The sequence below is a fragment of the Candidatus Hydrogenedentota bacterium genome (assembly GCA_018005585.1).
Lineage (GTDB): Bacteria > Hydrogenedentota > Hydrogenedentia > Hydrogenedentales > JAGMZX01 > JAGMZX01.
Genome location: JAGMZX010000195.1, coordinates 4,478 through 8,506, shown reverse-complemented (window position 1 = coordinate 8,506; position 4,029 = coordinate 4,478). Strand labels below are relative to the sequence as shown.

The following is a 4,029-nucleotide window of genomic DNA, read 5'->3' as shown; positions in this document are numbered from 1 at the left end:
GCCTGGCCCGGCAGGTCTTACGAAATCCGTGACTCGAGTCATTGCGTATTGCCCGCAATCGAGGTTGAACAAGAAAACGGTTCAGCGGATAATGCGTTGCTGCTTTCTTTTGCCATGTCTTCGACAACGGCTTTCAATGGGGCCAGCGTACACGCAATGTCTTGTCGGCGGCCGCGTAGCCGGGAGGATGACACCATGTCCGACACGTCCAAGCTGCGTGGTTCCCGCCTGTCCACGGTTTTTCTCGCGGCCATCTCCTTGTCGATAGGCTGGGGCATTCGCGGCAATTTCGGCCACGAGTATGGCGCGATGATCCCCGGTTGCCTGACGGCCATTGCCGTGTGCCTTCTCTCGGGGCGTGAGGATTGGCGCGCGCGCGTCCCCTATTTTGCATTCTTCGGTGCTATCGGTTGGGCGTTTGGCGGTTCCATTTCCTACATGCAGCTCATCGCTTACACGCATTCCGGCCATGCCCCGTCGCAGTACTACGGATTCTTCTGCCTGTTCGTCGTGGGGGCCCTGTGGGGCGGTCTGGGCGGGGCGGGCACCGCGCTGCCGGGCGCCATGGACCGCGACCGGCTGACGGCCCTTTTCCGCCCGATCTGCTGGGTGCTCGCGGCATTCTTCCTGCTCTACGGGCTTTATGAGTTCCTCATTCAGCACTGGGAAGCGGCTTACACGGGAAGCGACTTGCGGCACGAAAGCCCCCTGTATTGGTTTGACGCAGACTGGGTACCCGCCTTCGCGGCGCTGCTCGCCATGTTCGCATTCGACCTCTGGGACCGGCGCTTCCGCAAGTCGCTGCGCCTGCCAGTTTACGCCGCCGCGGGCGCGGCCGGCGGCTATGCCGTTCAGCGCCTGCTCGACCTGCTGGGGCTCACGCCTCATCTCGCCGCGCTGTTGGTCCGCCGTCAAGGCGACATCGCGCACCTCGCCGAAAAGGAAGGCCTGTCTGCGGCGCAGGTCTCAGAAAGCCTCGTCATCAACTGGCCCCAGGTGTTTCTCGACATTCCGCAGCATGCCGGCTGGATAATCGGGCTGGTGCTCGCTGTCTGCATTTACTTCATCGTTCACGGCGAGTTCCGTTCCGGCGCTTCGCTCATAGTGCACATGGCGAGCGGTTGGCTCATCGCCTTCCTGCTTCTCCCAGCCCTGCTCGGCGTTCGCATGACCCCGCCGCGCTCCGACGACTGGGCGGGCATTCTGGGTGTCTATCTTGCCATGCTCCTCTGGCTGCGCCGCAACGGTCTCCGGCCCGCCCTCCATGCGTCAGTTACCAGCGCCATCATTGGGGGACTCGGCTTTTCTGGCGCGGCATGCATCAAGCTGTGGCTCGTGTCTCTGGGCAATCCCAACATTGAGCAAGACGCCGCCGTGGCGGCACAGTGGGCGCACTGGCAAAGCGCCAACTGGCATAGCTTCCTCGAACAGAGCTACGGATTCATTAACGGCATCGGCATCGCTGTCGCCATGGCGTTTCTCGCCCGGCGCACGGGACGGGTCGCGGGCGACCCCGCACAGCGTCGCTGGACGGAGGTGTTCGCTCTCGCCTTTGTCCTGTTTGGGATCACCTTCCTGAACATCTTCAAAAACGTGCCTACCTGGGTCAATGACTACAAGGTGGTGCCCGCAACGATGAAAGCCCCGCTGGTCTCAGGCGTCGAACTGTCCGCTTCCGTGTGGTTCCTATCCGTCTATCTTCTGATCGCCGTCGCGGGCATCGCGCTCATGATGCGCCACATGCACAAGCCTTTGGCGGTCGTGCCTGCATCCTGGCTGGGCAAAGGACAATTGCTCTACCTGGTGTTCCTGTGGGCCATTGTCGTGGCGAATTTCGAGCGCGCCCTTCCCGGATTCACTTCGGGCCGGCTACTGACCGAATGGGTCATCTTCCTGAACGCCGTTCTTGCGACGGTCCTGATTCTTATACTTCCCCGCGAGGGGCTCCTGACCCCCGAAGAACCGGAACGGCACCTGCGCGGCTGGGCGTGGTTCAACGCATGCTTCGCCATTGCGGCCGTGGCCCTGGCCGTGCTCGGCATGACCTGGAGTGTCCGCGAGGTTTACCTGGACGCCCCCGCTGGCCATGCGGGCGTCCTGAAAAGGTTTGGTCCCGAAGCGACCTGGATTACTGAACCCCTTCGCCGGGGCGAAATCCATCCGTGAACCCAATGAAAACGCGGACCTCGCGGCCCGCGCTTTCGAATAACGCACACTCTTCGCAACTGTCAGCCTACAGCATAATCGTCTCGGTCGCGGGGTCGAATTTGGCCACCTTACCCTCACGCAACGACAAGAAGGACATGATCAGCGCCGTCTGGACGTGATACGCCATATCGACGGGGCTCCAGGTGTCCTGCGAACCGTTCCGGCAGCATTCGATCCAGTTCTGGAAATGATGCAGCAGGTTTTCACCCTTCTCGATGGGGAAACGCTGCTCTTTCTTGTCCGAGCCTTCAGCCGGGAAGAACACAATTTCTTCATCCTGCACGGTCAGGCTGCCGTCCCACCCGCGGACGATGGGGATGCGCTGGCCGGAACCGCGATGGCCCGTGCCCTGGTAGTCGTTGCCCTGCGAGCCGAGAATGGCGATCGTGAACTTCTCGGGATAGTCCACGAGCATGTTGAACGTGTCGGGCACTTCGCGTTCCTCATAACGGAACTTGCCGCCCGTAGCCACGGCGACGCTCGGCATCTTCGCGCCGATGATGTGCACGACGGGCGTCAGGATGTGCGGGAACAGGTCCGTGCAGGGGCCGCCCGCGTAGTCTTCGTACATGCGCCAGCGGAAAAAGCGGCTGACGTCAAAATCGCGCTTCGGCGAGTCGCCCAGGAACGCTTCCCAGTTCAAATCCGGGCCCGGCTTCGCATTCGGGTCGTCGATCGGCATGCCGCGTTCGCCCCAGTCCCCGACGCGGAAGAACCCCGCCTCGGCGTGAATCGGCTGCCCGATAAGGCCGTCCCGGACCAGCTGCCCCATCTGCCGCCACGCGGAATCGGACATGCCCTGGGTGCCGCACTGGAACGTCTTGCCGGACTTCTTCACTTCCTGGGCGAGTTGCTTGGTGAGTTCAAACTGCCGCCAGTGAGTCACCGGCTTCTCGCAGTACACATGCCTGCCCGCGCGGACCGCGTCTATGGCCTGGTAGCCGTGGTGATGGTCGGGCGTGGCGATGCAAACGATATCCACGTTCGGGTCCGCCAGCAGTTCGCGGTGGTCCATGTAACCTTTTGCGTTGTACGCCGCCGCGGCCCTGTCCAGGCGCGGGCGGTAGACGTCCGCCACGGCAACGATCTGCACGGTCTTGTCGTTGTCCTGGATGTGCTTCATGGCCTGGAGATGCCCGTTGCCGCGCCCGCCGACACCGATGACTCCGACGCCGAGCCGCTCGTTCGCGGCGAATGCGCGCGTGCCGGCGCACGCCGCCACGCCCGTCGCCACGGCCGCCGCGGTCGCGTTGCGCAGGAATGCCCTGCGGTCCATCCGGGAAGTGAGATGTCCTTGGTGCTCTTTCATGGCTTGTTCCCTCTGTGCTGATGATGATTGAAGGGCCGATTCTACTCCGCGGCGGCCAGCAACAGCCACCGGCGGCACAAAGCTTCGATTTGTTCCGCGCTTGGCTCGCCGTCCCAGAGCGCCACCCCATAACGCAGTTCCGCGCCCTGTCCGGCGGTCAATGCGAGCGGTTCCTTCCACGTGTTGACCGTCGCGGACAAATAGGCGAACGGCGTCTGCATCGTGAACCACAACGCGGGCCGTGGGTTTCTCGGGTCGTCGAACATGGCTGCGGTGACGGTCCTGCCGTCCGCCTGCGCCGTATAGGCGCACCACGGCCCGGGCGTCAGCCGCTCGTCGCCGCGCACCACCTCCCCCGGTTGCGCCGCGCTGTACCGGAACACGCCGCCCTTGTCCATCGACTCGACGAACCGCATGCCGAGCCCGTGGTAGTGGTGACCGGTCAGCGTGATGGTGTCCTTGCCCGGCGGCAGGGCTAGCCGCGACGTCCACGTGAGCAGCGACGCGCCAAG

General features: G+C 63.5%; 3 protein-coding genes. 1 reads left to right on the top strand and 2 read right to left on the bottom strand.

The genetic code is table 11. The features are described from left to right. Positions 1-195 precede the first annotated feature (195 nt). Entirely contained in the window at positions 196-2,166 is a 1,971-nt protein-coding gene (locus KA184_21695; GenBank protein MBP8132201.1) for a hypothetical protein, read from the top strand. Between the two features lie 67 nt (positions 2,167-2,233). Here KA184_21695 and KA184_21690 read toward each other — a convergent pair whose 3' ends face one another. Both KA184_21690 and KA184_21685 read right to left on the bottom strand, forming a co-directional pair. Beyond that, a complete protein-coding gene (locus KA184_21690; GenBank protein ID MBP8132200.1) occupies positions 2,234-3,517 on the bottom strand; it encodes a Gfo/Idh/MocA family oxidoreductase in 1,284 nt (427 codons plus the stop codon). Between the two features lie 41 nt (positions 3,518-3,558). Further along, positions 3,559-4,029: PmoA family protein (locus KA184_21685; GenBank protein MBP8132199.1), on the bottom strand; the 471-nt coding region annotated here is incomplete at its 5' end.